The sequence below is a fragment of the Mesorhizobium sp. AR07 genome (assembly GCF_024746815.1).
GTDB lineage: Bacteria > Pseudomonadota > Alphaproteobacteria > Rhizobiales > Rhizobiaceae > Mesorhizobium.
Window position 1 is genome coordinate 6,090,710 of the sequence record NZ_CP080525.1, and the last position, 26,877, is coordinate 6,117,586.

Sequence of the window (26,877 nt, forward strand, 5' to 3'; positions counted from 1 at the left end):
AGCGCTGGCAGAACAACCGAGGGGGCGTTCCACGCTCCCTCATTCGCGTTTCGGAGACAGTGATGGCCGCGATATCTGAGCTTGTGCATACCGAGGGCGATTCCAACACGACAGCGGCGCGCATCCGCTGGGATGCGGGGCAGAACGATCCGCGCATCCGCGGCCTGCTCGATCGCGATGCGGCTGCATTCATGCACCAAAGCTTGTCCAGCCCTTGTCTTTCGACGATCGCGAAGGCTGAGGGAATCTGGATCGAGGACACTGCCGGCCGCCGTTTCATGGATTTCCACGGCAACAGCGTGCATCACCTCGGCTATCGCCATCCCAGGCTGGTCGCCGCGATCAAGGCGCAGCTCGACGACCTCTGCTTTGCGCCGCGGCGCTTCACCTGCGAGCCCGCCGTCGAACTGGCCGAGAAGCTGGCAGAACTTGCCCTTGGCGATCTTGGCAAGGTGCTGTTCACCACCGGCGGTTCGGACGCCATCGAAGTCGCGCTGAAGATCGCGCGCGCTGCGACCGGCCGTTTCAAGACGATATCGTTCTGGGATGCCTTTCATGGCGCCGGCTTCGGCGCCGCCAGCGTCGGCGGCGAAGCGACCTTCCGCTCCCACATCGCCGGTCCGATGATGACCGGCACCGAGCATGTCGCGCCCTGGGACGGCTATCGCTGCCCCTATGGCCACGATTCCCTGGAGGCGTCGGGGCTCGCTTGCGCCAACATGATCGCCTACGTGCTCGGCCGCGAGCAGGATGTGGCGGCGGTCGTCGCCGAGCCGATGCGAGCGACCCCCAACCCGCCGCCGCCCGGCTTCTGGAAACGGGTGCGCGAGGCCTGCGACCGGCACGGCACGCTGCTGATCTTCGACGAGATCCCGACCGGCCTCGGCAAGACCGGAAAATTCTTCGCCCACGAGCATGATGGCGTGACGCCCGACATCGTCGTTCTCGGCAAATCGCTGGGCGGCGGCATCCTGCCGATCGCCGCCGTCATCGCGCGGCGCGACCTTGACGTCACCGGCGGCTTCGCCATCGGTCACTACACACATGAAAAGAACCCGGTGACGACGCGCGCGGCGCTGACGACCATCGACATCATCCTGGAGGAAGGGCTGGTCGAGCGCGCGGCGGAACTCGGCCAGCATATGCTGGGGCGCATGCACGATTTGATGGCGCGCTCGCCCCATGTCGGCGATGTCAGGGGCAGGGGGCTGATGGTCGGTGTCGACCTCGTCGAGGATCGTGCCACGCGCCAGCCGGCGCGCGACCTCGCCGAACGCGTCTTCTACGCTTGCCTGGAGCAGGGGCTGAGCTTCAAGATCAGCCAAGGCAATGTGTTGACGCTGTCGCCGCCGCTGGTCATTTCGAAAACCGATCTCGACCGTGCGCTCGACATCGTCGAAGCAGCCGTGCTGGCGGCCTGACCATGAAAGCCGTGCGCACCGACCGTGAACTCGAATGCCCTGAAATCGACGCCGGCCTGCGGGCGAGGGGCGTCGAACTGGTGACGCTGCCGGACGGCGTCCCCGAGGCCGATCTCGTCAGAGCGGTCGCCGACGCCGATCTCCTGCTCATGTGCTACACGCCGATCACCGCCCGAGTGATCGAAGCCGCTCCCAGGTTGAAGGGCATTGTCAAATATGGCGTCGGCATCGATGCCATCGACATCCCTGCCGCGATGCGGCGCGGCATTCCCGTCGTCAATGTGCCTGACTATGCCGAGGAAACCGTCGCCGAAGGCGCCTTCGCGCTGATGATCGCGCTGGCCAGGCGGCTGCCGGCGATCACGGCGGCGGTGTCGCACGATGGCTGGATCTGGCCCGAGCAGCGCTGGCTCGGACGCGACATGTCAGGCGCCACGCTTGGGCTCGTCGGCTGTGGCAAGATCGGGCGCAGCATGGCGCGCATGGCCGGGCAGGGGTTCCGCGCGCGGGTTCTCGGTTTTGATCCTGGTGTCGATGCGGCAACAATGCACGCCGCGGGCATCGAGAAGGTCGACGACCTTCAGGCCATGTTGCGTGAATGCGACTTCGTCTCCATCCATTGCGTGCTGAACGACAGGACGCGCGGCCTGATCGGCCAGGCCGAGCTCGCTTGCCTGAAGCCTTCCGCCATCATCGTCAACGTCTCGCGTGGCGCGCCCTGATTGACGAGACGGCGTTGGTCGATGCGATCGTTGCCGGACGCATCGGTGGCGCCGGGCTCGACGTCTATTCGGTGGAACCGCTGGCCAAATCGGGCCATCCGATGAGCGCGCTTTTCAGCCGCGACAATGTCATTCTGTTTCCGCATCTTACCTTCTTCACGCAGGAGGCGATGCGCCGGCTCGAGGAGGACGCGCTCGCCCGCTGCTTCGAAATCCTCGACGGCCGGCCGGTGACCGTCCGCTCGTTCGACCCGCGGCTGCGGGCGCAGACGGCAGGCGTTTCGTTCGGCTGATTGCCATCATGTCTGCCGCCAATCGCCGGCCTTCCGCGAGGCTGGAATCACCGCCAAGACAGCGATACGACAGTTCCATGACAACTATCAGAAGAAGTTTGGCTCTCATAAAATAAATAGATTTTACTTATCGATCGCCAATCCCCAGAGTTGACACAACGACGACATCCACCCGGGCTACAAAGCCAAAGGTTCCAAGGGGCGCGGTCGTCATAGTGCATCGCAGAATGTGCCATCAATCACAGGGGAACTGATCCATGAAATCGCGAAATGCAACCATCTCCATGGCCTTCGCCGCGTCGCTGCTGGCGTCGTCGGCTCTTGTCGGACCGGCGCTCGCCGACGGTGTCGTCACCATCTACTCCGCCGACGGCCTGCATGACGGCAATGGCAGCTGGTTCGAAACCGAATTCGCCGCCTTCACCAAGGCAACGGGCATCACCGTGCAGTATATCGAGGCAGGCTCGGGCGGTGTCGTCGAGCGCGTCGCCAAGGAAAAGTCGAACCCGCAGGCCGACGTGCTGGTGACCTTGCCGCCCTTCGTCCAGCGCGCCGCGGCCGATGGACTGCTGCAGGACTACAAGCCTGAAGCAGCGTCCCAGATCGACGGCGGCACCGACAAATACCGGCCGCTGGTCAACAACTACATGAATTTCATCTACAACAGCGCCGTGCTTTCCGAGGCGCCAAAGAGCTACAACGACCTGCTCGACTCGAAGTTCAAGGGCAAGATCCAGTATTCGACCCCCGGCCAGGCCGGCGACGGCACCGCCGTCATGCTGCAGATCATCCACGCCTTCGGCGGCGAGGATGCCGGCTTCGGGTTCATGAAGAAGCTGCAGGACAACAATGTTGGTCCCTCCGCCTCGACCGGCAAGCTGACGGCGCTGGTCAACAAGGGCGAGCTGCATGTCGCCAATGGCGATCTGCAGATGAACATGTCGCAGATGGCCGATAATCCGAACATCAAGGTGTTCTGGCCGGCCGGCCCCGACGGCGTGCGCTCCACCTTCGCGCTGCCCTATGAAATCGGTCTGGTGACCGGCGCGCCGAATGGCGACAACGGCAAGAAGCTGATCGACTTCCTGCTGTCCAAGGAGGCCCAGTCGACGATAAGCTCCGTTGCCCTCGGCATGCCGGCGCGCAAGGACGTGACGCCGACCGATGCCAACTTCGCCAAGCTGCAGGAGGCGATGAAGGGTCTGACGGTATGGTCGCCGAACTGGGGCGACGCGCTGAGCAAGCTTCCCGACTACGTCAAGAAGTGGAACGAAGCGACCGGAAGTTGATCCGCAAGGGAAGCCCGGAGGAGCACGCCATGTCGGCCGCCGCCTTTACTGGTACCAGTGTGATGGACATCGACGCCGCGAAGGTTCGCGGCGCCGGTTCCAACGTCCACTTCGACAAGGTCAGCGTTGCCTATGGCGCGCATGTCGTCCTGCATCCGTTGACCCTGGACATCGCGCCGGGCGAAATCCTGGCGATGATCGGCCCGTCCGGTTCCGGCAAGACCACCGCCTTGCGCGCCGTGGCCGGCTTCGTGCGGCCCGCGAGCGGACGGATCCGCATCGGCGCAACCGACGTGACCGATCTGCCGCCCTACGAGCGCGGTCTCGGCATGGTGGTGCAGAACTACGCATTGTTTCCGCATATGCGGGTCGAGGACAACGTCGCCTTCGGCCTGCGTGCGCAAGGCGCCGACAAGGCGCTGATCGGCGAGCGGATCAAGGATGCGCTCTCCACCGTCGGCATGTCGGCCTATGCCAGGCGCTATCCGCGCGAGCTTTCGGGCGGCCAGCAGCAGCGCGTCGCCATTGCACGCGCTCTGGCCGTGCGGCCGCGTGTGCTCCTGCTCGACGAGCCGCTTTCGGCACTCGACGCGCAGATCCGCCGCAACATGGTCGAGGAGATTGCCCGTCTGCACCGCAGCCTGCCGGGCCTGACGATCCTCTACGTCACCCATGACCAGACCGAAGCGCTGACGCTTGCCGACAAGATCGCCATCATGCGCGATGGCTCGGTCTGTTCGCATGGGCCGACGACCGAACTCTACCGTCGCCCGCCGAACCGCTTCACCGCCGAGTTCCTCGGCCGCGCCAATCTTCTGTCGGTGACGGTTGCCGAGGCCGCGGGCGCGAAGGGTTTTGCCACGGCAAGGCATGGCGACACGCTGCTCACAGGCGCCGGCCGCGACGAGAAGGCCGGCGACAAGAGCCTGCTTTGCATCAGGCCGCAGCATCTGAGCCTGACGGCCGACGGCGAGCACACCAACCGCATCGTCGGCACACTCAGGGAAGTGCACTGGCAGGGCGAACTGACCCATCTCGTGCTCGATGTCGACGGCACGCCGGTGCGTGTCTCGGCGACGACGCTGCCGATCGCCTTGCCCGAAACCGGCGCCAAGGTGCCGCTGTTCTTTGCGCCCGCCGATACCTCGCTGCTGCCGGAAGACGCCGGTGTCTGACGCGGCCGTCATCAGGGCGCCAGTGGCGAAGATCGAGCCCGGAAAATTCTGGATCGTGCCGCCGGCGGCCCTGCTGGCGCTGCTGTTCTTCTATCCGCTGGCGCTCATCGCTCACCAGGCCTTTGTCGACGACAGCGGCGTCGCCAACTTCGCCGAGATCATTCGCGTCCTGCATTCGCGCTTCTTCCTCAACGCGCTGATCAACACGGTGACGATCTCGGTCGCGGCGACTGCCGGATGCCTGATCGTCGGCCTCGTGCTGGCGCTGATCCTGGCTTTCGTGCCGTTCCCTGGCAGCGGCTTCATCGCCAGGCTGATCGACACCTTCATCGCGCTGCCGACATTCCTGGTGACGCTTGCCTTCACCTTCCTCTACGGCTCCGCCGGCATGCTCAATGCCGGGCTGATGGAAGCCTTCTCGCTGCCGCTGCCGCCTGTCGATTTCCTCTATTCGACCTGGGGCGTGGTGCTGGCCGAGGTCACCGTCTACACGCCCTTCATCCTGCGGCCGCTGCTCGCCGCCTTTTCGCTGGTCGATCGCGGCCAGATCGAAGCCGCAAGCGTGCTCGGTGCCAGGCCGTTTCGCATCGTCCGTCAGGTCATCTTGCCGGCGGCAATCCCGGCACTCATCGCCGGCGGCAGCCTGTGCCTGCTGTTGACCGTCAACGAATTCGGCATTGTGCTGTTCATCGGCGCCAAGGGCGTCATCACGCTGCCGCTGCTGATCTATGGCAAGGCGATCCAGGAATCGGCCTATCAGGTCGCCTGCATCATCGCTGTGGTCAACATCGCGCTGTCGCTCGGCCTGTTCGGCCTCTACCGGTTCGCCGCCGGCCGGTTGGGAGCCTAGCCATGCTGGTCTGGTCGCGGCCCGGTCGTCTTGTCCTGTGGGTGCTCTTCGCGCTGCTATTCGGCGTTCTGTTCCTGGCGCCGCTGGCGGTCATCCTCTTGTCCAGCCTTGCCGATCAGTGGAACGGCGTGCTCCCCAATGGCCTGACGACGGAGCATTACGCCGACGTCGTTCGCGGTGCCGCGCGGAACGCGGTGAAGGCGAGCCTGGTCACCGGTTTCCTGGCCAGCGCGCTGGCGCTGGTCAGCGGCACCTGGGCAGCCCTTTCGCTTCGTCTTCAGGGCCATGCCTTGAAGCGGCTGCTAGGCCTTTTGTTCTTCATCCCCAGCGCCGTGCCGTCGGTGTCGGTTGGCCTTGGCCTGCTGGTCGCGTTCAGCCATCCGCCGCTGCTGCTCAACGGCACGGTCGCGATCGTCATGATCGCGCATTTCGTGCTGATCTCTGCCTTCACCTTCGGCAACGTCTCGGCCGGGCTGGCGCGGCTTTCGCCCGATTTCGAGCAGGTGGCATCAAGCCTCGGCGCGCGGCCGGCCTACCGGCTCTGGCATGTCACGCTGCCCTTGCTCGCACCCTATCTGGTCGCCGCCTTCGGCCTGAGCTTTGCGCTGTCCATGGGTGAGCTCGGCGCCACCGTCATGGTCTATCCGCCGGGCTGGGTGACGCTGCCGGTGTCGATCTTCAGCCTCACCGACCGTGGCGACATCTTCGCCGGTGCCGCACTCACCATGATCCTGGTGGCGGCAACGCTGGTCCTGCTGCTCGGGCTCGAGCGCATCACCGCGCGCGCCACGGGCTCGTAGGAATTGGTCCGAGTTTCAGCTCTGCGCCGGCTTGCGTTCGACGATGTAGATGTGGTCGGCCGCCAGCACCACTTCGCCGCGCTGGTTGATCACCTCGCAGCGCTCGATCACTCGTCCTGAGCCCGGCCGCTTGGGATCGTCTTCCTTGGCCGCGATGGTGGTGCGCGTGCGGATCGTGTCGCCGATGAACACCGGCTTGATGAAGCGCAGCCGGTCGTAGCCATAGGAAAAGGCGACAGGGTTGACGATGGTTGCCGTCAGTCCGATGCCGACCGAGAACACCAGCGTGCCATGCGCGATGCGCTGGCCGAACGGTGTCGTCTTCATGAACTCGGCATCCATGTGATGCGGGAAGAAATCGCCGGTATGGCCGGCATGCACGACGAAGTCGGTCTCGGTGATGGTGCGGCCGCTGGTGAGACGCGAAGCGCCGATCTCGTAGTCCTCGAAATACTGGATCTGTTCCATCAGGGTCTTTCCGCGATCGGCGTTGCCGGTGCCGCGCTCGAGCGATAGGCGGCCTCGACCAACGCCATCGTGCTCCAGGCATCCTCCACCGGACTGATCAGCTTCGCGTCCTCGCCCGCTGCAAAACGCTGGACATTGGCCATGCGGCCGACGAAGGCGTCGGGGAACCATTCTCCGGCCAACGGCACCGCGATCCAGTCCGTCCCGCCTTTCGGATAAATTTCCAGCACATCCGGTTCACCGCGCGGATAGTCGAGATTGAGGCCGAGCTTGAGATAGGCAGCACCCTCGGTGCCGCAGATGCGGAACTCGCAGGCCTGGTGCCGGCGGCCGAACTTGTGGTCGTGGTTGATCGACAGTGCGCAGCGCACGGTGTCGCCATAGTCGAGAATGGCGCTGGTGCGCGTCTGCGCCACCGCATGGTTGGGATGCCCGAGCGTCTTGGCGTGCACGCCTTGCGGATCGCCAAGCAGCTGCCGGATCAGGTCGAGATAATGGATCGAATGCATGGCGATCTCGACGCGCGGCGCCTTGAGCAGGAATTCCCACAGCTCCCACGGCGTCGCCAGTGCCAGCCAGGCATCGAAGTCGACGATCTCGCCGAGCCAGCCCTTGGCGATGGCGTCCTTGAGCGCCAGCATCATCGGTGCGAAGCGCAGCTGGAAATTCACCGCCGCCCGCAGCTTCTTGGCGCGGCAGATTTCTAGGATCGCGGTTGCCTCGGTGAGGTTGCCGCCCATCGGCTTCTGGATCAGCGCGACAGTGCCGTCAGGCAAGGATTTCAGCACGTCGGCATGGCGCGACGGCGGCGTCGCGAGGTCGAAGATCGCGCCTTCGACGGCTGCGGCTTCCTCGGCCGAACGAAAGGCTGTCACGCCCCATTGGTTGGCCAGTTTTTCAGCTCGAGCATGATCGGGATCGTAGAGGCCGGCAACCGGGAAGCCCGCCTTGCGGTAGGCCGGGAAATGCGCGTCGCCGACGATCGACCCGGCGCCGAAGGTGACGATTGGCCGGGGTTTCGAAGGTTTGGGCCAGGACTGGGCGAGTGAGGCAGGGTCGAAACCGCCTTCAATCATGATGGAAGACCTCGTCCATCGCTGCCCACCATTCGCCGTCCTTGCGCGTCGGCAGCGGTTCCTGGCTAGGCATGCAGACAGCCCACCATTCCTGCGTCTTCGGGTCGGCCGCCATCTTGGCCATGTCGGCCGCGTAGTCGGTACCGTGGTATTCGAAGGTGCTGAACAGCAGGTTCTCCGGCCGCTTCAGGTAGATCGAGTAGTTCTTGATGTTGCAGGCCGAGATCATGGTCAGCACGTCAGGCCAGACAGCGGCATGAAGACGGACATACTCCTCGACCTTTTCCGGCTTCAGGCCCAGAACCATCCCCATCCGCTGCATATCAGTCTCCTATCTGGTGATCGCCATGGTGAACTCGGCGATGCTCATGGCCTTGACCGCGTCCCAGTCCCAATCGATGCCGATGCCCGGCTCGTCGGGCGCCAGCGCCTGTCCATCCTCGATGCGCATGCGCTTGCCGGTCAACTGGTCGAGCTGCGGAATGTACTCGACATAGCGACCGTTCTGAACAGCGCAGGTCAGGCTGACATGCAGTTCCATCAGGAAATGCGGGCAGACTGGTATGTCGAAGGCCTCCGCCGCATGGGCGATCTTGAGCCAGGGCGTGATGCCGCCGATGCGGCCGACATCGACCTGGACGATCGAGCAGGCGCCTTTCTGCATGTATTCACGGAAATGGCGGATGGAGTAGAGCGACTCGCCGATTGCGATCGGCGTCGGCGTCGAGTTCGACAATCGCACATGTCCGTCGATATCGTCGGCTGGCAGCGGCTCCTCGATCCAGGCGAGGTCAAGCTCGCGCAGCCTTGCCGCGCGCCGGATCGCCTCGTCGACCGAGAACCCCTGATTGGCGTCGGTCATGATCTCGTAGCCGTCGCCGACCGCCTTGCGCACCGCCGACAGGCGGGCAAGGTCTTCCGAGCCGTGCGGCTTGCCGATCTTCACCTTCGAACCGCGAAAGCCCTTGGCCTTGGCGGCCAGCGCATCGTCGACCAGCGCCTGCGTCTCGATGTGCAGCCAGCCACCCTCGGTCGTGTAGAGCGGGCAGCGGTCCTTGGCGCCGCCGGCCAGCTTCCACAGCGGCAGGTTCTGCTTCTTCGCCCGCAGATCCCAGAGCGCGGTGTCGATCGCGGCGATCGCGATTGCCGTGATAGCCCCGATCGTGGTGGCATGCGTGGCGAATTCGAGGTCGTGCCAGATCGCCTCGATCATGTCGGGGTCGCGGCCGATCAGGCGCGGCACCAGATGGTCGGACAAGAGCCGCATCACCGACGAGCCGCCAGTGCCGATCGTGTAGCTGTAACCGGTGCCGACCGCGCCGTCGGAATCGGTGATCGTGACGATCGGCGTTTCCTGGCTGACGAAGCTCTGGATCGCGTCGGTGCGCTTGACCTTGGGTACAAGGTCCACCATCCGCAGTTCGACTTTCTCGATTCTGGCCATGTCGGTCAGCTCCGCAATGTCTTTCCGGTGTCGGCGGCGAACAGATGCGCCTGCGACATGTCGAGGCTCATGGCGACGCGCTCGCCCGGCCTCAGCGGCCTCGGGTTCAGCATGCGCGACACCCAGTCGGTGCCATTGAATTCGACGAACACCAGCGTCTCGTTGCCGAGCGGCTCTGTCACCGTGATCGGCAGTTCGACCTGATGAACGTCGGCGGCGCCACCGGAACTGATGCCATGGCCGGTCGGATAGATGTCGTCCGGCCGCAGTCCGAACACGACCTTGTCGCCGGTCGCGACATTGGTCTTGAACTGGCCGGGCAGCGGCAGCTTTTCACCGCTGGCGAAAACCATCTGGCCGTCGTCGATCGTCGCCTCATGCAGGTTCATCGGCGGCGAACCGATGAAGCCGGCGACGAAGCGCGTCGCCGGCCGCCGGAAAACCTCGTCGGGCGTGCCGACCTGTTCGATATGGCCATCGCGCATGATGACGATGCGGTCGGCAAGTGTCATCGCTTCGACTTGGTCATGGGTGACGTAGATCACCGTCGACCGCACCTTGGCATGCAGCTTCTTGATCTCGGTGCGCATCTGCGTGCGCAGCTTGGCGTCGAGATTGGAAAGCGGTTCGTCGAACAGGAAGACGTCGGGGTCGCGCACGATGGCGCGGCCCATGGCGACGCGCTGGCGCTGGCCGCCGGACAGCTGCGAGGGGCGGCGGTCGAGCAGCGTGTCGAGGCCAAGGATGGCCGAGGCCTCGGCGACGCGGCGCTCCATGTCCTCCTTGGCCGCGCCGGCGATCTTCAGCGAGAAGCCGAGGTTCTCGCGCACCGTCATGTGCGGATAGAGCGCGTAAGACTGGAAAACCATCGAGATGTTGCGCGAACGCGGCGGCAGGTCATTGACGACGCGGCCGCCGATCTCGATCGAGCCGGCGCTGATTTCCTCCAATCCGGCGATCATGCGCAGCGTCGTCGACTTGCCGCAGCCGGAGGGGCCGACCAGCGCGATGAATTCGCGGTCGGCAATGTCGAGATCGATGCCGTGCACGATCTCGATATTGCTGTAGCGCTTGGTCAGTTTGCTGAGGGAAACCGTTGCCATGGGATCAGCCTTTCACCGCGCCGGAGGTCAGGCCGCCGACAAGGTGTTTCTGGACGATGAAGGTGAGGGTGAGCGCCGGAATGATCATCACCACGGCGAGCGCGCACATGCCGCGCCAGTCGATGGTGAACTCGGCGGTGTAGTCGAGCAGGCCGACGGGCAGCGTCTTGGCGCTCACCGAGCGGGTCAGTTGCGAGGCCAGGGCGAATTCGTTCCAGCAGGTCAGGAAAGCGAAGATGGCGGCCGATGCGATGCCCGGCCCAGCGAGCGGAAACTCGACCTGCCAGAACGCCTGCCAGCGCGTGCAGCCGTCGATCTGCGCTGCTTCCGCGAGGTCCTTGGGCACCTGGCGGAAGAAACCGTCTATCAGCCAGATCGTGAACGGCACATTGAGCGCGACATAGGCCAGGATCAGTCCGAAATGCGTATCGATGATGCCAAGCCGCACATAGAGGAAGAACAGCGGCAGCGACAGTGCGATGCCCGGCACCGTACGCGTCAGCATCAGGCCGAGGAAGACGCTCGACTTGGCGCGGAAGCGGTAGCGCGCGAAGGCATAGCCGCCGGCCATGCCGATGGCGACCGCGATGACCGTCGACGTCACCGAGATGATCAGCGAGTTGCGGAAATATTCGATCACCGGGATGCCGCCCTTGCCTATGCCGCTGAACATGGCGACATAGGCGTCGAACGAAATCTCCTGCGGAATCCACACTGGCGGCTTGGCCATGATCTCGACGGTAGGCCGCAGCGACGACAGCACGATCCACAGGCCGGGCAGGCAGATGGTCAGCATCGCCAGGAACAGGCCGATGCGATAGACGATGGCAAACAGCCGGCGCTTCAGGCGGGCGGAGGAATTCTCGTCCATCTTCACCACTCCGCACCGATCTGCGTGCGCGCCGCGGCGAGCTTGTTGAAGAAATAGACGGTGAAGGCGATCGACAGCAGGATCGAGACATAGGCCATCGCGTTGGCCATGCCCATGCGCCCGTCGCTGTAAGCGGTGCGTGCCACCAGCGTCCAAAGCAGCTCGGTGCGACCCGCCGGCCCGCCATCGGTCATGATCTTGACGATGTCGTAGGCACGCGCGACGTCGAGCGAGCGGATGGTCATGGCGATATAGGCGAAGGGCATGACGAACGGCCACGTCACATAGCGGAACGTCTGCCACGGCGTGCAGCCATCGACGCGCGCCGCTTCGATCGGTTCCTTGGGCATGGCCAGCAGCCCGGCGAGGATCAGGATGGCGAAGATAGCCGTTGATGACCAGACCTCGGCGATCGAGATGGCGATGAAGGCGAGATGGCTCTCGATCAGCCACGGTATGGCGTTCTGCGTGAGCCCAAGCGACTGCAAGGCATTGTTCACCAGGCCGATATTGTCGTTGAACATGAATTTGAACTGGAAGCCGACCAGGATCGGCGAAAACATCATCGGGAACATCATCAGCGTGCGCAGGATGCGCTGGCCGCGTGTCGCCTTCTCGACCAGCATGGCGAGGCCGAGGCCAAGCAGCATCTCGAGATTGAGCGCAATGGTCAGCAGCAGAACCGTGCGGCCGAACGCCCACCAGAAATCGGTGTTGGACAGGATCGAAAGATAGTTCCTGATGCCGATGAAGACGTAAAATGTCTCGGGCCTCGTCAGCCGGAACGGCGTGAAGCTGGAATAGAGCGACAAAAGCAGCGGCACGACGACGACCGCCGCCAGCACGATCATGGCCGGAAGCAGCAGCAGGAATGGCGCGGATGGCTTGAAGCCCTTCATCGGGATCCTGTGAGGTGACGTGAACCGAACATCAATGCGGCCAGGAGCAGCTGAGGCGATCTTGGATCGTCCACTGCCCTTGTGCCGCAAGGCGCGATCGCCTCCCCCATCGCCGATGGGGGAGGCAGCCTTGGGAGGTTTCTAGAGCTTGCCGGCGTCTTGGAGGATCTGGGTCGCTTTTGCGACCGCTTCGTCCAACGCCTGCTTGGAGGTCTTGTCGCCAAGGATCGCCGCCTGCAATTCAGGATAGACGGCGTTCGAGATCTCGATCCACTCAGGCGTCTGCGGCACGGCAAAGGCGTGCTTGGCCTCTTCCTGGAAGGCGGCGAGAACCTCCTTCTTGTAAGGGTCGTTTGCTGCTTGCTGCAGGTCCCAGTCCCACACCGCGGTGCGGGTCGGCAGCGGACCGGCGGCCGCCTCGAGCTTCTGGCTGTCCTCGTTGGTCAGCCACCACACCAGGGAGGCCGCGGCCTCCTTGTTGGGGCAGTTCTGGGTCACCGAGAAGCCATGGAAGCCGGACCAGCCGGTCCGCTTGCCCGACGAGCCCTTCGGCGCAACCTTGACGCCGACATTGCCGGCGACCTTCGACGACTTCGGATCGTTGAAGAAACCGGCCCAGCCCGGCCAGTCGAGGTTGATGGCGACGGTGCCCGAAGCAAAGCCCTGGCCGAGGTCGTCCCACAAATAATTGGTGGTTCCAGCCGGCACGGCCTTCGCCTTGTAGAGATTGACGAACCAGTCGAGCGCCCTGATGCCGGCTTCCGAATTGAAGACCGGCTTGCCGTCCTTGTCGAGATATTCGCCGCCCTCGGCGACCACCATCTCGTAGAAGCGGCCGTTGATCGCCTCTTCCTTGCCGGCAAACTGCGTGCCGTAGAAATTGGGCGGGTTGGCGAAGAACTCGGCCTGGTCGGTGACTTCCTTCCAGGTGTCCGGCGGCACCAGATCATAGCCGTACTTCGCCTTGAACTTGGTTTTGTTGTCGGCGTTCTCGTACAGGCTCTTCTGGTAGTAGAGCGCCGAAACGTCGAACTGGGCGCGCGGCAGCAGTTCCAGTTTGCCGTCGATGGTTGCCGACTTGATCGTCGAAGGCACGAAGGCGTCGATCTCTGCCTTGGGCAAGAGCTTGCTGAGGTCGGTGTAGAGGCCTGTATACTGCGGCGCGAAGGACGAATGGTTCCAGCCGACGCACCAGTTGGTGCTGCCCGAGGCGATGTCGGACTTGAGTTCCTTGTCGATGTCGAAGCCGTTCTTCTTGGTCAGGATGTTGACCTTGGCGCCGGTCAGCTTCTCCCATTCGGGGATCCGCTCGTAGAGCTTTTCATATTGCTGGCCACCGATCAGCTTGACGTCGACGGTGACGCCTTCGAACTTGCCGGGCAGGTCGCCGGCAAGGGCCGTGCCTGCACCGAATGCAAGCAACAATGCGCCGGCGGACACGCCGGAAAGCAGTCTGTTCATTGGTATCCTCCCTAGGTGCGCCTTAGCGGCGACCGCAACTCGCCTAATGACAAGAAGCGTTACATTCATATACAAACAAAACATTCATGGATACGTCAAGGCGAAATTTGTTTCCGCCGGCCGCGTTCATGCGTATATGAAAGCCGGAATTCACTGGAAGGATGGGCCATGGACGACAGCGAAGACGAGCGCTATCGCGCGCCGGCGCTCGACAAGGGGCTCGACATCCTCGAACTGCTGGCCGGCGTGGACGGCGGCCTGACGCAAGCCGAAATCGCCAAGAAACTCGACCGCAGCCCCAACGAATTCTACCGCATGCTGGACCGGCTGGTGCGACGCGGCTACGTCACGCGGCTAGACGGGGATCGCTATTCGCTGACGCTCAAGCTGTTCGGCCTGGCGCAATTGCACGCGCCGGTGCGGCGGTTGGTTTCCTACGCCACGCCACTGATGCGCGAGCTCGCCGAGACATCGCAACAGGCCAACCAACTCGTTGTTTTCGATCGCGGTTCCGCCGTTGTGATCAGCCAGCAGGAGGCGCCGAACTACTGGGGCATCTCGATCCGGGTCGGCTCCCACATCAGCCTGTTCGACACCGGTTCGGGCCATGTGCTGCTCGCCTTCCGTCCACAGGAAGAGCGGCAGATGATGATATCGGAACATGTCCGCAGCACCGACAAGACGGCGCAGTCGGCCGAGTTCTTCACCCGGCTCGACCAGATCCGCGACCGCGGCTACGAGATGATGGCATCGTTGCAGACCGCCGGTGTCTTCAACCTCTCCGCACCGGTGCGGAGTTCCGATGGCAAGGCCATCGCGGCACTGACGATCCCCTACATCACCGTCGTCAATGCGCCTTCGGCGCCTGACATCACCAAGACGATCGAGCTGTTGGTGGCAACAGCTGAAAAGCTGTCGCATCTGGCCGGATCGTCCATTGGCTCGTCAGCTTGAATTCTTATTTGAATGAAGAATTCCTCCGTGAGATGATTTGAACAGCCAAACAGGAGGAGCCGCCATGATCATCGACACCCATCTGCATCTCATCGATCGTTCGGTGCTGCGCTATCCCTGGCTGGCTGGCGTGCCGGCACTCGACCGCGATTTTTCCTACGACGAATACGCCGTGGAAGCGCATCGCGTCGGCGTCGAGCGTGTGCTGCATATGGAGGTCGATGTCGATCCGGCCGACATCGAGGCCGAGACCACCCGTATCGACAGCCTGTCGCGACAGCCAGGCAGCATGCTGGCCGGCGCAATTGCGTCCTGCCGGCCGGAAGAGGCGGATTTTCCAGCCTATCTCGAACGCCAGAGGGCAAATCCATTCGTCAAGGGTTTCCGCCGCGTCCTCCATGTCATGCCCGACGATCTTTCGGAGGGCGCGCTGTTTCGTGACAACATCAAGCGGCTTGGCGGCACCGGCCTGACCTTCGACCTCGTCGTCCTGCCGCACCAGATTCCGAAGGCGATCGCGCTTGCCGATTTGGCGCCCGATGCCCAGTTCGTCCTCGACCATTGCGGCGTCCCCGACATCAAGGGCGACAGTGAACATCCGTGGCGCGAACACATCAGCGAGATCGCGCGGCGCCCGAATGTCGTGGCCAAGATTTCCGGTGTCGTCGCTTATGCCGATCCCGGCAGCTGGACGGCCGAGACGCTGCGGCCTTATGTCGAACACACCATCGCTGCGTTCGGCTGGGACCGTGTCGTCTGGGGCAGCGACTGGCCGGTCTGCACGCTCGGCGGCGGCCTGTCGACCTGGGTGGCGGCGACCCATGCGCTGCTTTCAGGCTGCAGCATTGCCGAGCGCGACAGACTGCTGTCCGCGAATGCCCGCAAGCTCTGGCGGTTGGCATAGAAGTCGCCGGGCCCGATGTCGTTCCTCAGATCGTCGTCGAGACGTGCCGTTCGCGGCCATAGAGCGAGACCAGCAGCACGATGATGAAACCAAGCGCGGCCTGCACCGCGGAGGGCTGGAAGCCGAGGCCGATCAGCAACGTGTTGATTTCGGTCAGCACCAGAACGCCGGCGATCGTGCCGAGATAGCTGCCTCGACCGCCGACCAGCGCGGCGCCACCGACGACGACCGCCGCGATGGTCTGGAACAGATAGGGCTGACCGACATCGCCATAGGCCGAGCCGGTGAAACCGAGCAACAACACGCCCGCCACGGCGGCGAAGAAGGCGCTTGCCGCATAGGTGATGACCCACATGCGAACCGGATCGATCAGCGCCAAAGGCGCCGCGCCAGGATTGCTGCCAAGCGCATAGAGCCGGCGCCCATAGGGTGTCCGCTCCAGCACCAGCACGACGAGTGCCGCCAGAACCACAAGGCTTGGCACCAGCCACGGCACCGGCAGTGGCCCGGCGGATCCGCCGATCGACACGAAGCTGGAAACGGCTTGCGGCGCCGAGCCCGACGGGAAGCCGGCCGTCCACAACAGCACCAGCCCCTGCACGACCATGCCGATGCCGAGCGTGACGATCAGCGGCTGGATATCCAGGCTGCGCGAGATCAACCCGTTCAGTGCGCCGATGGCGAGCGCCAGCACGCCAACGACGCCGCAGACGAGGACAAAGTTCCAGCCATCGCCATAGAGCTGCGCGGCCACGACATTGGCAAAGCCAATGACGAAGGGGATCGACAGGTCGATGCCCCCCATGATGACGACCAGCGTCTGCCCAATCGAGGCAACGGCAAGCAGAGAGGCGAGCACCAGCATGGCGCGTACGGCAAACGGCGCCGAGTAGCCCGGAATGAGAATGGTGCCGGCGAGATGCAGGAGGGCGGCGACACAGAAGGCGCCGATGACGCGGGCATTGGTGGTCGCGAACAGGTTTCGGCGCAAAATCATGTCAGCGCCCCCTCGTGGCAAGACGTTCCTGCAGCGCGGTCAGCATCACGGCCAGCACCAGTATGGCGCCATAGGCGATCTGCAGCACGAAGGTCGAGACGTTGAATGTCGTCAGCACGCTTTGCAGCAGGAAGATATCGATGGCGCCGATAGCAGCACCCGCGACGCCACCGCGCCCGCCCGCCAGGCTGACGGCGCCAAGCGCGACGGCGGCAATGGCGATCAGTGTGTAGGTCGGCCCGATGTTGGGGTCGGCGGAGCCTATCAGCGCCGTCAACATCAGCCCGGCGCATCCGCTAAAGATGCCGGTCATGACATAGGCGATGAAGCGGACGCGCGTGACATCGACGCCGGCGGTGTAGGCGGCGCGGTCGTCACTGCCAACCGCCATCAGCTGATCGTAGTAGGGGGTGCGCCGCACCAGCCACCAGGCAATGAACATTGCGGCCAGCGGCAGCATCGACAGTGGGCCGGACAGCGCCTTCAGCCAGGCCGGCGCGGGGCCGATCGGCGCCGGCAGGATCGTCAGCGTGACGCCGGTGAGGATCAGATAGGTGCCGAGCGTGGCGACGATCGGCTGGATGCGCACGACCGTTGCCAGAAAGCCATTCGCCGCACCGACCAGCGCGCCGACCAGCAGCGCTGTCGGAACCAGCACCAAGGGCGATGAAATGCCGGCTCCAAGGAACAGCACCTGGATCGCGAAAGCGTTGACGAAGCCCATCAGCGGCCCGACCGAAATGTCGATGCCGCCACGGCCGGCGAGGATCACCGGTGTCGAGGCGATCGCCGCGCCGATCAAGGGCGCGGCCAATCCGATCAACGCGCCCCAGGAGCCCGGCTGGAACCGCACCGGACTGAGGATGAGATTGACCGCAAGCAGGATGACCAGCAGCACGGCAGCGAAACCGACGCTTCGCCAAAGAGACAGAAGGCGCGTGACAGGGCTCATGCCGCGCGTCCGAACATGGCTGATATCACGCTGTCGGTGGTCAGCGCCTGACCGGCGATCTCGGACGCGACCTCGTTTTCCCTGAACACCAGCACGCGGTGGCACAAGAGCAGGATCTCCTCGATCTCGCTGGACAGGATGACGAGCCCCATGCCGTCGGCCGCCAGCCGGCGGAAGACGTCGTAGAGAACATGGCGCGTCGCCACATCGACGCCACGCGTCGGGTCGTTGAGAAGCAGGATCGCGGGCTCCAGAGCCAGCGCCCGTGCCAGCAGCACCTTCTGCTGGTTGCCTCCCGACAAGGTGGTGATCGGCGCATCGGGCCGGGGTGCGACGATCGACAGCTTTTCGCGGTAGATGTCATAGCGGGCCTTGCGCGCCGCCGGGCTGATCAGGCCAAGGCGCGTATCGCGCGACAGCGTGGAAACGGCGAAATTGTCGAGCACCGACTGCGTCGGAAAAATGCCGTTCGCGCGCCTGTCGCGCGGTAGATAGGCGATGCCGCTGGAGACGGCTTTGCGAAACCCGGTGATCTTGCGGGATGCGCCGAGCATGATCGAGCCGCCAAGCGGCGGCGCCAGGCCGGCAAGCATCTTCAGGAACAGCTCCTGGCCATGACCATCGAGGCCGGCGAGGCCGACGATCTCGCCTGGAGCGATCGTTTGCGTGATCGGGCTGGCGCCGCGCGCGATGATGAGGTCACCAACCGTGAGCGCGGCGCGGTCAGCCATGCGCCAGCTCCGCCGCCGTGCGTGGCGCCATGGCCTTGAGAAGTTCAGCCGGCGTCGAAGTGCCGCGCTCTTCGGTGCGCACCACGCTGCCGCCGCGCAGGATCGAGATGCGATCCGAAAGCGAGATCACCTCGTCCATGCGATGCGTGATGAACAGGATCAGGCAGCCTTCGCCGGCAAGGGTGCGCATCAGGGCAAAGACGGACTCGCGGTCGGCGAAGTCGAGTGCGGCGGTGACCTCGTCGAGGATGAGGATTTTTGGATTGCGCACGATCGCCCGGGCGAGCACGACCAATTGCTGCGCGGCAAGCGGTAACAGACCGGCACGCGCGTCGAGAGGCACGTCGGTAATCGCGAAACGCTTCAGTGCGGCGGCCGCCCTGTCGCGGCGCTCGTTACGAGGAACGGCGCGCCGGACCAGCCCGTCGAGGCCGAGCAGGATATTGTCGGTGACGCTGCGATCGGGCGCAACCAGCACCTCCTGGAACACCGTCGCAAACCCTTGCCCCTGGAAGGCCGAAGGGTTGACGCCGGAAAACGGTTTGCCTTGCAACAGGATCGCGCCGCTGTCCGGCTGGACGATGCCGGACAACAGCTTGACCATCGTGCTCTTGCCGGAACCGTTCTCGCCCAGAATGGTGTGGATGGTCCCCGCCCGGAACGCGATCGAAGCGTCCGCGAGCGCGACCGTCTCGCCATAGCGTTTGGATATGGTTTTGATTTCAAGCATGTCGCGTTTCGATGCTGGCAAGCCGGCTCCCCGAAGAGAGCCGGCTTGCCGAGATGTTAGTTGGCGCAGGCATCACTTTGCACAGGCGTCACTTTGAGCAAGCGTCACTTTGCACAGGCGTCTGGCACCTTCGAATAGTCCCAGCCCTTGGTCGGCGCCGGGTTCGAGAAATAGGCGTTGAGCCATTCCTCCGGCATCGGGTCCGTTGGCGGGATCGGGAAGATTGAGACGGCGTCCGTCGTCATGCAGTCCTTGTACCAGGCGCCGAGATCGGCGCCGTGAACCGGTGGGATCGGGATCAGCAGCGTGTTCAGTTTCGGCTTCTGGCCGTCGAGCATGCGCTCGCCGACGCGAAACAGCGTCTGCGCGGTCCAGTGCGGCAGCACCGCATGGCCTTCGAAGCGATACTTGTCGGGATTGGCCTTCCAGTAGCCTAGCGCATCGCCGGTTATCGAGCCGGTGATCAATGGCGCCGGCCGGCCGGCTTCGGCAAACGCTTCGGCGACGACGCGGCTTTCGCTGCCGGTCGTCCACACCGCGTCGATCGGCGCCGGGTTGGTGGCGATCGCCTGCAGCACCACGGTCTTGGTGACGTTCGCCGTCCAGTTGCCGTTGACGTTGCGCGAGATCTTCAGCTTCGGATTCTCCGTCAGCGCCTTGTCCGCGCCCTGGCGTTCCTGGACCACGATCGGGTGGCCGGCAATGCCTTCGACCAGCAGGATGCTGGCTCCGTCCGGCTGCGCCTTGCCGATCGCCGTCATCATGTCATAGCCCCAGCGCGCATAGTTGGAATCGACATTGATCGCGTTCGGGCTGGTCACCGAACCGGCGGCGGTGATGAACGGGATGCCGGCCTTGGCGGCGGCATCGATGGCGTCATCCAGCGCGGTCGCCGATCCCGGGATCGAGGTGATGATCGAGCACTTCTTGTCGATGAAGGCGCGGATCTGGTTGATCTGCTGGCTGGCATCGTTGTTGGAATCCGACACTTCGAAACTGGAGACGGTGCCGTCGGCGATCAGCCCGTCGACGAGACGCTTCAGTTCCTTGGTGACGGTGACCCGCCACGGATTGCCCTGGTAGGATTCCGAGTGGCACCACTTCCACGGCTTCGGTGGTGGCGTGAAATTGTCCCAGGCCGAGGGCAGCACCTTCTGCGGCGCGCCGTCATACTGCGCCTTCAGTTCGGTCGGCAGCCCGCCGATGACGCCTTGCACATCCTGTGCGAAGGCGGTCGTTGCGAGCGAGGCAAGCGCCGTTGCGGCCATCAGGCCGCGGATCATTCTTGTCATCTTGTTCTCCTCCGTTCGGTTTCGTTCAGGCTCCTCCACCGGCAACGCCGGTCGCCTGCGCCGGAACACTTTCCCGGAACAGGCGATTGAGATCGGCAACGACCTGGGCGGCTCGATGCCCGCAGGTCATGCCGGAAATGATGCGCTCGGACGCCGCCTGCTGGAAGGCCATATAGCCGTCATGGCGCGGCCGCACCCAAGCGCCCTCCAGCGTCGCGCGCGTATCCCTGTAGAAATTGCCGGTCGCGGCATTGACGGCCTGATCCTCCCAGGCCGCTGCATGGCCGGGCTGGCCGCCGGCGGCGGCATAGGGACCGCGCTGGACATCGCCGCTGGCGACCCAGTAGGCGAAGTCGGTCGCCGCATCCTTTGCCTTGGAAAACGCAGATACCGCTATGCCCGTGCCACCAAGCGCCGAACCGATGGGGCCGCCGGATCCAATCACCGGGATATCGGCAAAGGCCAGGCGATGCGCGCGAAAACCCGCCACCGCATAGGAAACATAGCCGTAGATCAGCGGTGCGCAGACGATTTTGGAATCCGCCTCAGCCATGCGCTCCGAAATGGCGATCGGATCCATGTCGAAGCAGGCGGGGTCAACCATCGCCGCGATCTCGCGCATCGTCTCGAAGGCCTTGCTCCCGGTCTCGATGTCGATGAGATCGCGGGATGGGTCCGTCGCGCAGGCATGGCCGAGATTGCCGGCCAGCGTGTAGAACACCATCAGCGCATGGGGTGGACGCAACGGCAACAGCACGCGGCCTTGCCGGGCGAGATCGAGCACTTCGCTCCAGCGCGATGGCGGCGCATCGAGCGCATCCGGCCGCCAGGCCTGCACCTGCGTCGCCGCATCGATCGGGAAGGCCCATTGCCGTCCCTGCCAGCTGTAGCTTGGATAGGATTGGCCGACGCTGCCCGAGGCCAGCACCGCGCGCTCCGCCTCGCGGCCGTTGACGTCGAGCGGTTCTAGGCACCGCTCCGCCGTGATCTGGCCGACATGCGGATGGTCGATGACGATCAGGTCATACGCGCGTGCCAACTCTTCCACCGGGAAGGATTCGAAATCTTGCAGCGAGCGCTTGTCCACTCTATCGAGATACCAGTCTGTTGCTGCCACAGCGACGAACACGCAACCATCGGATCGTAGCCGCGCGGATGGCTCCAGGTCATGCCCCTGAGCGTGGGCATGAGCGTGCGCACGCTCACAGGCCGAACTCCTCGCGGATTGCCGCACTGTGCTCGCCGATGCGCGGTGCTGCCCGGTCGACCTTGGCTCTGATGCCGTCGACCCTGAGCGGCGAGCTGGTGGTGAGGATAGAGACGTCGTCCTCGCGCGTCACCGTCTGCAACATGTCGAGCGACTGGAACCCCTCGCTTGCCAGCATCTCCGGCCAGGTCAGCACCTTGGCGCACCAGATGTCGGCCGGCTCCAGAATGGCTAGCCATTCGTCGATCGTCTTGGTGGCGATCCTTTGCGCGATGATCGCCTTGATGTCGTCACGCGCCGTGAACCATGAAGCCGGTTTGTCGCGATAGGGCGCCAGTTCGCTGAGCGACAGCAGGTCGGCCAGCTTGGGGATCGGCGTCATGGCGATGGCAAGGTAGCCGTCCTTGGCCGGATAGACGCCGTAGGGCGCCGACAGATAGGCATGCGCGCTGCGGAAGCTGGAGCGCCTGGGCAAGCGGCGGCCGTCATTGAGATGCGTGGTCAGCACCTCGAACTGGAAATCGACCAAAGCTTCCAGCAGGCTGGTTTCGATGTGGCTTCCCTGGCCGCTGATGCCGCGCCGCACGAGTGCCGCCAGGATGCCTTGCGCGCAGGCCGCACCCGCCAGCATGTCGCCGATGGCAAGGCCGAACGGCACCGGTCCCTGGTCCTCGTCGCCGTTCAGCCACATCACCCCGGAGCGCGACTGCGCCAGGAGATCTTGGCCGGGGCGCTTGACCCATGGGCCGTCCTCGCCATAGCCGCTGATCGAGGCATAGACCAGGCGCGGGTTGATCTTGCGGACGGCCTCGTAGTCGAAGCCGAGCCGTTCGATGACGCCCGGCCGGAAATTCTGGATCAGCACGTCGGCCTTGGCCAGCAGGGTGCGTAGCGCCTTGAGGTCGGCCTCGTTCTTGAGGTCGATGGCGAGGCTTTCCTTGGCCCGGTTGATGGCATGGAAGATGGTGGAATCGCCGCCGATCTCGGTATCGCTGAGGTAGAGCCGGCGCGACAGGTCGCCGCCATCCGGGCGCTCGATCTTGATGACGCGGGCGCCGAGATCGAGCAGCCTGAGCGAGCAGTAGGGCCCAGACAGGAACTGGCTCATGTCAACGACGATCAGACCGGCAAGCGGCAATTCGGCTGCTGCCGGCATCTTCATTTCTCCGTCTTGCCGGCGAAATCGGCGGCGTTGCGGTATTTTACCGTCTGCAGATGCTCGCAATACAAAACGAGTTCGCCTTCGCCCTTGAACACCTCGTAGCTGGCACGGATCAGCCCCATCTCCTTGTAGCGGGGCTTCTTGTCGAGGTTCGAGCGGATCGAATAGATCGTGTCGCCAATGAAGACGGGCTTTATGAAACGCAGTTTGTCGTAGCCGTAGGAAAAGGCATTCACGCAATTGGTGGCGACCAGCCCGAGGCCCGCCGAAAACACGAAGGCGCCGGCGACCAGCCGCTTGCCGAAAATGCCTTCGGTCTCGGCGAACATCTGGTCCTGCACATAGGGGTGGATGTCGAGCACCAGCGTGTTGAAAAGGTGGCTGTCGCCTTCCGCCATGGTGCGCCGCAACGAGCGGATTTTCTGGCCGACCGGCCAGTCCTCGTAGAACCAGTTCTCGGCATTCCACACCGGCAGTGCGGCGTGTTCCTCGGGCATGTTGGTGGGATGCGTCGAGGCGACGCCGACAGTGGGTGCGAAATCGTTCATCACCGGCTCCATACCTCCAGCGGGAGCGTACCGGCGACCGTTTGAACACGCGTCAAGGCGCCTGAAAGCACGTCGTTTCCTCCCGTCAATCTTCTTTTGTAAATAGTATTTTCACATATGGGGTTGCGTTGCAAGCGTGAACAGGCGAAATTTTGGCTGTTCCCGCGCGCCGAAGCGCTGGCGGGCAGGGAGAAAAAACATGCGCAATGCCTGTCTGGTCTTTGTCGGCAGCCTGAACCGTGAAGCGCCGTATTTTCAGGGCGCGCGCGGTGTCGGCCTCGGCGTCTACAGCTTCGACGAAGCGACGCTGGAAACGCGAAAACTGGCCGAGACCAACGACGTCGACAACCCGACTTTCCTGTCGGTGACGCCGGACGGCTCGCACGTCTATGCCAATTCGGAAGTCTTCACCTGGCGCGAGGGAACCGTCTCGGCCTATAGCTTCGATCGTGGCTCGGGCACGCTGAGCTATCTGAACAAGCAGCCTTCGCTGGGCAGCATCACCGCGCACAACACCATCACCCGCGACGGGACGAAGCTTCTGGTCGCCAACTACGGCATGGGCGAGGGCGGCCCCGATCGTGCCGTGGCGGTCTATGGCTTCGAGAAGGACGGGGCGCTGTCGGCGCCGCTGGCCAGCATATCGCACAAAGGCACAGGCCCGAATGCGGCACGGCAGGAACGCTCGCACGCCCACACCGTCACCGAAACCATTGCCGGCGGCACGGCTGTTGTCGCCGACCTCGGCATCGACCGGCTGGTGTCCTACCGGATAGGGCGCGATGGCAGCCTGACCAAATCAGCCGAATCCGCTTTGCCGCCAGGTGCTGGCCCGCGCCATCTTGCCTTGCACCCGAACGGTCGCTTCGTCTTCGTCATGAACGAGCTGGACTCGACCATCGTGTCGATGGCGCTGGACGAAGCCAGCGGCAAGCTCTCGATCATCGATGCCAGGCCGGCGGTGCCGGCACAGGCGCGCGACTGCAACCATTGCGCCGATATCCAGATCTCGCCGGATGGCCGGTTCGTCTACGGCTCCAACCGTGGCCATGACAGCGTGGTCATCATGGCGGTCGACCAGCAGAGCGGCGCCCTGAGCCTGGTCGGCTACGTCCCTTGCGGGGGTGCTACGCCGCGCAATCTGGCGCTGACGCCGTCAGGCGGCCATCTGTTCTCGGCGAACCAGAACGCCGACCGCATCTCGATCCTTGCCCGCGACGCCGAAAGCGGCATGCTGACCGACACCGGGCGGGCCATCGAGATCGGCACGCCGATGTGCGTCAAGATCGTGGCCTGACCGCCCGCAAGCAGCCATCACACCCGCACCGAAGCCTCGGACCAAAATGGCGGGGCTCAAGCCTGTTGTATTGCCGAGAGCTTCCAGCTTGAGCCATTCTCACGCGTGAATGTCCACAGCTCGGTCGTCTCTGTCGGATGATCATCGTCGCCCTCGACGACCTTGCCGCTGGCTCGTTCGCGCGTCACGTCACGAGACTCGTAGCGCAATGCGGCCGTGGCGTAGTCGCGGTCATCCTCGCGCCAGCTTTCCGCGATGTCGGCCTGCAGCAAAGTGATGTCCGATACCTCGTTCCTGAGACCTTTCTGGGCATTGTCGGCCAGTTCCTCGGACAGATAGGACACCATCTCTGGGGTCACCGCCCGGCGCAGAGCGGCATGGTCTTCGCGCCCGAATGCTTCCTGAACATCAGTCAACAGCTGCTGGAACGCGTCGAGGTCGGTCTGGGCCAGCGTGATCTCATCAGAACCGGTGGCCGGAGAGCCTCCGCCCGAACCGCCGCCAAAGCCGGGAATCGTGAAGGAGCGTGCGGTGTCCGTCTGCTGCTGTGCCGTTGCGCGGTTTTCAAACCTCGAAGTCTGGGCATTGCCGGCACCGGCGAGCGCAGGGACTGGACCACGCGCGGATTGCGACCGGAAAAAGCGAATGGCCAGCATGATTGCGCCACCTATGAGCAGGGCCTGAAGCAAGAAACCGAACATGCCGGCCAGACCGCCGAAGCCTTGGCCCATGAGCAGGCCGATCAGGCCGCCGATCAGCAGGCCGCGCATTATTGTTCCACCCAAGCCGCTCATGAAGCCGGGCCTTTGCAGGCCGGCCTGCGGCTGCCGGGCCGCGGTGTTCACACCGGTGTTGGGTGTCATCGAACGCTCGACGGGAGCGGTCGGCGCGGGCGCGGTCCTGGTTGGCGGTGCCGATTGGAACGTGCGCGTGCCACGACTGCCGAAACTGCCGCCGCGACGGGCCTCGGCATGATCCATCGCGACCATGGAGAATGCAAGGAACAGTCCTGCAAAGAGGGCTGCAAATCGGCTTGTGCGGGAAATCATCGGGATGGACCTTTATCGATGTGGTTTCGGAGGTTTTCAGCAAACGCGGGCCCGGGTACCGGGCGTCATGCGGTCAGTCGAACAACTCTTCGAAGAATGATTTCTTCCGCTTCGGATAGCGTTGGCCTTGTGAGCGGGAATGATCGTCATCGCGGCCCTGCCCATGTTGCGGCTGGGAGAATGCTGCCGTGTGTGGCTGCGGTGCGGGCGACGCATCCCTGCCGGAACGCTCGATTATCTTGTCGAGTTCCCCTCGATCAAGCCAGACGCCGCGGCACTGCGGACAGTAATCGATCTCGATACCCTGGCGTTCGCTCATCACGAGCGCCACGCGGCAGGAGGGGCAAACCAGACCAAGAAGGGAAGATGTCATGCGAGGCTCCGAACCAGAAAGGAATGAGCCCGCTTGAACGAAAAGCATGGAAACGGGCCCGTTACAGCGGTCCGACATCACAATCGCCAAAAGCGACAGTCAGAGGGGCCCGGCCCGCACGGGACAGTTAGGAATACGGAGCCGCGCCTTCAAGGGCGATATTGCCCGCGAGAATGATTTGTTCGCCATCGCAGGCCTGTCTGAAAATCGTAGCTCGCGGCCGAGGCCTGTGTATTCGGTCACAGTGCCGGCGCCCTCAGTTGAGGTCGCGCGGATACTCCTTGACCTCGGCGCGGTCGACGATCAGCTCATCTCCGTCATGCGCGGTGATGTGGGTCTCGATCCGCCAGACTTTTCGCAGCGCTCGCACCGTCGCCTTCACGCAAAGGCGCACTTGCCAGTCGTCGCGGCCATAGGACTTTTCCCATGTGCAGGTGCCGACCGCCGAGTTCGGATCGTCGGGGTGGATGGTAAACCGGTCGACATGCCTCGCCGAAACGACCATCCGCGTATGCGGATGCCGCACCGTGCCGCCGTCATTGACGACCTGATAGACGGTCTCGCCGGTGATCTGGTCCGTCGACACCGAGCGCTGGAAGCCGTCGCCCTTGACCAGGACCTCTTGCTCCATCGGCTTGGCGCTCTCTGGGCCGGGGAAGGCCGGCAATGTGTCGTCCAGCGGTTGAGGTTGGCGCACCGGCAGGATCAGCCGCTCCGAAGGAACTTTTCGCATCGCCGAAAGCGGCGAGCTGCAATACGCGCCTGTGATTGGAAGCTACGCGGCCCGGGCATCGCAAGGTGCCTGAGCC

Annotated in this window: 28 protein-coding genes and 1 pseudogene; 10 read left to right on the top strand and 19 right to left on the bottom strand. The window is 64.0% G+C overall.

Annotation, left to right across the window (positions count from 1 at the left end):
* The first annotated feature begins 62 nt into the window (after positions 1 to 62).
* From pbfA to BPNPMPFG_RS30065, 7 genes are all read left to right on the top strand, one after another.
* Positions 63 to 1,421 (top strand): (R)-1-hydroxy-2-aminoethylphosphonate ammonia-lyase, encoded by a 1,359-nt coding sequence (gene pbfA / locus BPNPMPFG_RS30035; RefSeq protein WP_258592179.1) that lies wholly within the window; start codon positions 63 to 65, stop codon positions 1,419 to 1,421.
* A gap of 2 nt (positions 1,422 to 1,423) precedes the next feature.
* On the top strand, positions 1,424 to 2,143 hold the full coding sequence (locus tag BPNPMPFG_RS30040) for an NAD(P)-dependent oxidoreductase (protein WP_258592180.1): 720 nt from the start codon (positions 1,424 to 1,426) through the stop codon (positions 2,141 to 2,143).
* Positions 2,144 to 2,157: 14 nt separating this feature from the next.
* Positions 2,158 to 2,436 (top strand): NAD(P)-dependent oxidoreductase, encoded by a 279-nt coding sequence (locus BPNPMPFG_RS30045; RefSeq protein WP_258592181.1) that lies wholly within the window; start codon positions 2,158 to 2,160, stop codon positions 2,434 to 2,436.
* Between the two features lie 257 nt (positions 2,437 to 2,693).
* Positions 2,694 to 3,725 (top strand): 2-aminoethylphosphonate ABC transporter substrate-binding protein, encoded by a 1,032-nt coding sequence (locus tag BPNPMPFG_RS30050; RefSeq protein WP_258592182.1) that lies wholly within the window; start codon positions 2,694 to 2,696, stop codon positions 3,723 to 3,725.
* 29 nt (positions 3,726 to 3,754) lie between these two features.
* Complete coding sequence (locus BPNPMPFG_RS30055) at positions 3,755 to 4,900, top strand: ABC transporter ATP-binding protein (RefSeq protein ID WP_258592183.1); 1,146 nt, start codon at positions 3,755 to 3,757, stop codon at positions 4,898 to 4,900.
* On the top strand, positions 4,893 to 5,750 hold the full coding sequence (locus BPNPMPFG_RS30060; RefSeq protein WP_258592184.1) for a 2-aminoethylphosphonate ABC transporter permease subunit: 858 nt from the start codon (positions 4,893 to 4,895) through the stop codon (positions 5,748 to 5,750). Before BPNPMPFG_RS30055 ends, BPNPMPFG_RS30060 begins: the two co-directional genes overlap by 8 nt.
* A 2-nt stretch (positions 5,751 to 5,752) precedes the next feature.
* Entirely contained in the window at positions 5,753 to 6,550 is a 798-nt protein-coding gene (locus BPNPMPFG_RS30065; RefSeq protein WP_258592185.1) for an ABC transporter permease subunit, read from the top strand.
* A 15-nt stretch (positions 6,551 to 6,565) separates the two neighbouring features.
* Here the strand turns inward: BPNPMPFG_RS30065 and BPNPMPFG_RS30070 are convergent, their stop codons facing one another.
* From BPNPMPFG_RS30070 to BPNPMPFG_RS30105, 8 genes are all read right to left on the bottom strand, one after another.
* Complete coding sequence (locus tag BPNPMPFG_RS30070; RefSeq protein WP_258596982.1) at positions 6,566 to 7,021, bottom strand: MaoC/PaaZ C-terminal domain-containing protein; 456 nt, start codon at positions 7,019 to 7,021, stop codon at positions 6,566 to 6,568.
* Entirely contained in the window at positions 7,018 to 8,091 is a 1,074-nt protein-coding gene (locus BPNPMPFG_RS30075; protein WP_258596984.1) for a Gfo/Idh/MocA family protein, read from the bottom strand. Before BPNPMPFG_RS30075 ends, BPNPMPFG_RS30070 begins: the two co-directional genes overlap by 4 nt.
* Entirely contained in the window at positions 8,087 to 8,416 is a 330-nt protein-coding gene (locus BPNPMPFG_RS30080) for an L-rhamnose mutarotase (RefSeq protein WP_258592186.1), read from the bottom strand. The genes BPNPMPFG_RS30075 and BPNPMPFG_RS30080 overlap by 5 nt, the downstream gene beginning before the upstream one ends.
* Before the next feature lie 9 nt (positions 8,417 to 8,425).
* Positions 8,426 to 9,538: a mandelate racemase/muconate lactonizing enzyme family protein gene (locus BPNPMPFG_RS30085; protein WP_258592187.1), complete on the bottom strand. Its 1,113-nt coding sequence runs from the start codon at positions 9,536 to 9,538 to the stop codon at positions 8,426 to 8,428.
* A 5-nt stretch (positions 9,539 to 9,543) separates the two neighbouring features.
* The gene (locus tag BPNPMPFG_RS30090; protein WP_258592188.1) at positions 9,544 to 10,641 is read right to left on the bottom strand and encodes an ABC transporter ATP-binding protein; all 1,098 of its coding nucleotides are present in this window, start codon (positions 10,639 to 10,641) and stop codon (positions 9,544 to 9,546) included.
* A 4-nt stretch (positions 10,642 to 10,645) separates the two neighbouring features.
* Positions 10,646 to 11,512, bottom strand: a complete 867-nt coding sequence (locus BPNPMPFG_RS30095; protein WP_258592189.1) for a carbohydrate ABC transporter permease — start codon at positions 11,510 to 11,512, stop codon at positions 10,646 to 10,648.
* Positions 11,513 to 11,514: 2 nt separating this feature from the next.
* The gene (locus BPNPMPFG_RS30100; RefSeq protein ID WP_258592190.1) at positions 11,515 to 12,411 is read right to left on the bottom strand and encodes a carbohydrate ABC transporter permease; all 897 of its coding nucleotides are present in this window, start codon (positions 12,409 to 12,411) and stop codon (positions 11,515 to 11,517) included.
* Positions 12,412 to 12,552: 141 nt separating this feature from the next.
* On the bottom strand, positions 12,553 to 13,872 hold the full coding sequence (locus BPNPMPFG_RS30105) for an ABC transporter substrate-binding protein (protein ID WP_258592191.1): 1,320 nt from the start codon (positions 13,870 to 13,872) through the stop codon (positions 12,553 to 12,555).
* 168 nt (positions 13,873 to 14,040) lie between these two features.
* On the opposite strand from BPNPMPFG_RS30105, the gene BPNPMPFG_RS30110 reads away from it, so the two are divergent.
* Together BPNPMPFG_RS30110 and BPNPMPFG_RS30115 are read left to right on the top strand one after the other, a co-directional pair.
* A complete protein-coding gene (locus BPNPMPFG_RS30110) occupies positions 14,041 to 14,826 on the top strand; it encodes an IclR family transcriptional regulator (RefSeq protein ID WP_258592192.1) in 786 nt (261 codons plus the stop codon).
* A gap of 64 nt (positions 14,827 to 14,890) precedes the next feature.
* Complete coding sequence (locus BPNPMPFG_RS30115) at positions 14,891 to 15,730, top strand: amidohydrolase family protein (protein WP_258592193.1); 840 nt, start codon at positions 14,891 to 14,893, stop codon at positions 15,728 to 15,730.
* A 25-nt stretch (positions 15,731 to 15,755) separates the two neighbouring features.
* Here the strand turns inward: BPNPMPFG_RS30115 and BPNPMPFG_RS30120 are convergent, their stop codons facing one another.
* The 8 genes and pseudogenes from BPNPMPFG_RS30120 to BPNPMPFG_RS30155 form a co-directional block, all read right to left on the bottom strand.
* Positions 15,756 to 16,727, bottom strand: a complete 972-nt coding sequence (locus BPNPMPFG_RS30120; RefSeq protein ID WP_258592194.1) for an ABC transporter permease — start codon at positions 16,725 to 16,727, stop codon at positions 15,756 to 15,758.
* A gap of 1 nt (position 16,728) precedes the next feature.
* On the bottom strand, positions 16,729 to 17,679 hold the full coding sequence (locus tag BPNPMPFG_RS30125) for an ABC transporter permease (protein WP_258592195.1): 951 nt from the start codon (positions 17,677 to 17,679) through the stop codon (positions 16,729 to 16,731).
* Positions 17,676 to 18,410: an ATP-binding cassette domain-containing protein gene (locus tag BPNPMPFG_RS30130; RefSeq protein ID WP_258592196.1), complete on the bottom strand. Its 735-nt coding sequence runs from the start codon at positions 18,408 to 18,410 to the stop codon at positions 17,676 to 17,678. Before BPNPMPFG_RS30130 ends, BPNPMPFG_RS30125 begins: the two co-directional genes overlap by 4 nt.
* A complete protein-coding gene (locus tag BPNPMPFG_RS30135; protein ID WP_258592197.1) occupies positions 18,403 to 19,140 on the bottom strand; it encodes an ATP-binding cassette domain-containing protein in 738 nt (245 codons plus the stop codon). The genes BPNPMPFG_RS30130 and BPNPMPFG_RS30135 overlap by 8 nt, the downstream gene beginning before the upstream one ends.
* Before the next feature lie 104 nt (positions 19,141 to 19,244).
* Positions 19,245 to 20,432, bottom strand: a complete 1,188-nt coding sequence (locus BPNPMPFG_RS30140) for an ABC transporter substrate-binding protein (protein ID WP_258592198.1) — start codon at positions 20,430 to 20,432, stop codon at positions 19,245 to 19,247.
* A 25-nt stretch (positions 20,433 to 20,457) separates the two neighbouring features.
* Positions 20,458 to 21,620, bottom strand: a pseudogene (locus BPNPMPFG_RS30145) (extracellular solute-binding protein).
* Between the two features lie 14 nt (positions 21,621 to 21,634).
* A complete protein-coding gene (locus BPNPMPFG_RS30150) occupies positions 21,635 to 22,795 on the bottom strand; it encodes a CaiB/BaiF CoA transferase family protein (protein WP_258592199.1) in 1,161 nt (386 codons plus the stop codon).
* A gap of 2 nt (positions 22,796 to 22,797) precedes the next feature.
* Positions 22,798 to 23,349 carry a MaoC family dehydratase gene (locus BPNPMPFG_RS30155; RefSeq protein WP_258592200.1) on the bottom strand — a complete coding sequence of 184 codons (552 nt, stop codon included), beginning with the start codon at positions 23,347 to 23,349 and terminating at the stop codon, positions 22,798 to 22,800.
* A gap of 199 nt (positions 23,350 to 23,548) precedes the next feature.
* On the opposite strand from BPNPMPFG_RS30155, the gene BPNPMPFG_RS30160 reads away from it, so the two are divergent.
* Positions 23,549 to 24,646, top strand: a complete 1,098-nt coding sequence (locus BPNPMPFG_RS30160) for a lactonase family protein (RefSeq protein WP_258592201.1) — start codon at positions 23,549 to 23,551, stop codon at positions 24,644 to 24,646.
* 56 nt (positions 24,647 to 24,702) lie between these two features.
* On the opposite strand, the gene BPNPMPFG_RS30165 is transcribed toward BPNPMPFG_RS30160, so the two are convergent.
* The 3 genes from BPNPMPFG_RS30165 to BPNPMPFG_RS30175 all read right to left on the bottom strand — a co-directional run bounded on the left by BPNPMPFG_RS30165 (position 24,703) and on the right by BPNPMPFG_RS30175 (position 26,801).
* Positions 24,703 to 25,695 (bottom strand): Tim44 domain-containing protein, encoded by a 993-nt coding sequence (locus BPNPMPFG_RS30165; RefSeq protein ID WP_258592202.1) that lies wholly within the window; start codon positions 25,693 to 25,695, stop codon positions 24,703 to 24,705.
* A gap of 73 nt (positions 25,696 to 25,768) precedes the next feature.
* Positions 25,769 to 26,068, bottom strand: a complete 300-nt coding sequence (locus BPNPMPFG_RS30170; RefSeq protein WP_258592203.1) for a TFIIB-type zinc ribbon-containing protein — start codon at positions 26,066 to 26,068, stop codon at positions 25,769 to 25,771.
* A gap of 256 nt (positions 26,069 to 26,324) precedes the next feature.
* Positions 26,325 to 26,801 carry a hypothetical protein gene (locus tag BPNPMPFG_RS30175; RefSeq protein WP_258592204.1) on the bottom strand — a complete coding sequence of 159 codons (477 nt, stop codon included), beginning with the start codon at positions 26,799 to 26,801 and terminating at the stop codon, positions 26,325 to 26,327.
* Positions 26,802 to 26,877: the final 76 nt, after the last annotated feature.

Coding starts and splice junctions, on each gene's coding strand:
- pbfA (WP_258592179.1), top strand. CDS start 63: ATGGCCGCGATATCTGAGCTTGTGCATACCGAGGGCGATTCCAACACG.
- BPNPMPFG_RS30040 (WP_258592180.1), top strand. CDS start 1,424: ATGAAAGCCGTGCGCACCGACCGTGAACTCGAATGCCCTGAAATCGAC.
- BPNPMPFG_RS30050 (WP_258592182.1), top strand. CDS start 2,694: ATGAAATCGCGAAATGCAACCATCTCCATGGCCTTCGCCGCGTCGCTG.
- BPNPMPFG_RS30055 (WP_258592183.1), top strand. CDS start 3,755: ATGTCGGCCGCCGCCTTTACTGGTACCAGTGTGATGGACATCGACGCC.
- BPNPMPFG_RS30065 (WP_258592185.1), top strand. CDS start 5,753: ATGCTGGTCTGGTCGCGGCCCGGTCGTCTTGTCCTGTGGGTGCTCTTC.
- BPNPMPFG_RS30080 (WP_258592186.1), bottom strand. CDS start 8,416: ATGCAGCGGATGGGGATGGTTCTGGGCCTGAAGCCGGAAAAGGTCGAG.
- BPNPMPFG_RS30085 (WP_258592187.1), bottom strand. CDS start 9,538: ATGGCCAGAATCGAGAAAGTCGAACTGCGGATGGTGGACCTTGTACCC.
- BPNPMPFG_RS30090 (WP_258592188.1), bottom strand. CDS start 10,641: ATGGCAACGGTTTCCCTCAGCAAACTGACCAAGCGCTACAGCAATATC.
- BPNPMPFG_RS30095 (WP_258592189.1), bottom strand. CDS start 11,512: ATGGACGAGAATTCCTCCGCCCGCCTGAAGCGCCGGCTGTTTGCCATC.
- BPNPMPFG_RS30100 (WP_258592190.1), bottom strand. CDS start 12,411: ATGAAGGGCTTCAAGCCATCCGCGCCATTCCTGCTGCTGCTTCCGGCC.
- BPNPMPFG_RS30105 (WP_258592191.1), bottom strand. CDS start 13,872: ATGAACAGACTGCTTTCCGGCGTGTCCGCCGGCGCATTGTTGCTTGCA.
- BPNPMPFG_RS30110 (WP_258592192.1), top strand. CDS start 14,041: ATGGACGACAGCGAAGACGAGCGCTATCGCGCGCCGGCGCTCGACAAG.
- BPNPMPFG_RS30115 (WP_258592193.1), top strand. CDS start 14,891: ATGATCATCGACACCCATCTGCATCTCATCGATCGTTCGGTGCTGCGC.
- BPNPMPFG_RS30120 (WP_258592194.1), bottom strand. CDS start 16,727: ATGATTTTGCGCCGAAACCTGTTCGCGACCACCAATGCCCGCGTCATC.
- BPNPMPFG_RS30125 (WP_258592195.1), bottom strand. CDS start 17,679: ATGAGCCCTGTCACGCGCCTTCTGTCTCTTTGGCGAAGCGTCGGTTTC.
- BPNPMPFG_RS30130 (WP_258592196.1), bottom strand. CDS start 18,410: ATGGCTGACCGCGCCGCGCTCACGGTTGGTGACCTCATCATCGCGCGC.
- BPNPMPFG_RS30135 (WP_258592197.1), bottom strand. CDS start 19,140: ATGCTTGAAATCAAAACCATATCCAAACGCTATGGCGAGACGGTCGCG.
- BPNPMPFG_RS30140 (WP_258592198.1), bottom strand. CDS start 20,432: ATGACAAGAATGATCCGCGGCCTGATGGCCGCAACGGCGCTTGCCTCG.
- BPNPMPFG_RS30150 (WP_258592199.1), bottom strand. CDS start 22,795: ATGCCGGCAGCAGCCGAATTGCCGCTTGCCGGTCTGATCGTCGTTGAC.
- BPNPMPFG_RS30155 (WP_258592200.1), bottom strand. CDS start 23,349: ATGAACGATTTCGCACCCACTGTCGGCGTCGCCTCGACGCATCCCACC.
- BPNPMPFG_RS30160 (WP_258592201.1), top strand. CDS start 23,549: ATGCGCAATGCCTGTCTGGTCTTTGTCGGCAGCCTGAACCGTGAAGCG.
- BPNPMPFG_RS30165 (WP_258592202.1), bottom strand. CDS start 25,695: ATGATTTCCCGCACAAGCCGATTTGCAGCCCTCTTTGCAGGACTGTTC.
- BPNPMPFG_RS30170 (WP_258592203.1), bottom strand. CDS start 26,068: ATGACATCTTCCCTTCTTGGTCTGGTTTGCCCCTCCTGCCGCGTGGCG.
- BPNPMPFG_RS30175 (WP_258592204.1), bottom strand. CDS start 26,801: ATGCGAAAAGTTCCTTCGGAGCGGCTGATCCTGCCGGTGCGCCAACCT.